The following is a 744-nucleotide window of genomic DNA, read 5'->3' on the forward strand; positions in this document are numbered from 1 at the left end:
CTCGGCCACCAGGGCCATGACGCGCTCGATGTGGCGCACCGTCTCGTCGGCGGTCCGGCTGCGCGAGGTGATGTTCTGCCCGTCCTCGCGCAGGCGCAGGTAGTAGCAGTCGTAGTCGCCGACCACGGAGATCGTGCCGGCAGCCAGGTAGGCGGCGGTGACGAAGACCTGGTCCTCGCCGTACCAGAGGTCGACCGGGAAGCGGATGCGGTCGGCCTCGATGATCTGGCGACGGATGAGCTTGGCGACGTGCAGCGACCGGTAGACCTCGGAGGTGTACAGGTCCGCGACCTCGGTGTGGCGGTAGGCCTTCTCGGAGACGGTGCGGCCGAGGCCCACGTGGCGGCCGAGCACGATGTCGCTGCCCTGCGCGTCGGCCATCGTCAGGAGCCGTTCCAACGCCTCCGGGCCGAGGTAGTCGTCGGCGTCCAGGGCGAACACGAACCGGCCCCGGGCCAGGTCGAGGGCCCTGTTGCGGGGGCCGCCCGGGCCGCCGGAATTCGCCTGGTGCACCACCCGCACCTGTGGGTGGAGGGCGGCGAAACGGTCCAGCTCCGCGCCGGTCCCGTCCGTGGACCCGTCGTCGACCGCGATGATCTCCAGCCGGGCCATGCCCAGCGTCTGGCCCGCGACCGAGTCAAGGCACTCGGTCAGGTAGGGCATCGCGTTGTAGGCAGCGATGATCACCGATATGTCGGGGAGACGTTCGTGGGGCATGCAGAGATTATGAACGCCGCCGGATCC

1 protein-coding gene is annotated in these 744 nt (G+C 69.8%); it reads right to left on the minus strand.

All coding sequences use genetic code 11. From position 1 onward, the window contains the following. A partial coding sequence (locus ADK55_RS17785) for a glycosyltransferase family 2 protein (protein ID WP_234350113.1) occupies positions 1 to 717 on the minus strand: 717 nt, incomplete at its 3' end. Between the last annotated feature and the right edge of the window lie 27 nt (positions 718 to 744).

The organism is Streptomyces sp. WM4235, assembly GCF_001279725.1.
Classification (GTDB): Bacteria; Actinomycetota; Actinomycetes; order Streptomycetales; family Streptomycetaceae; genus Streptomyces.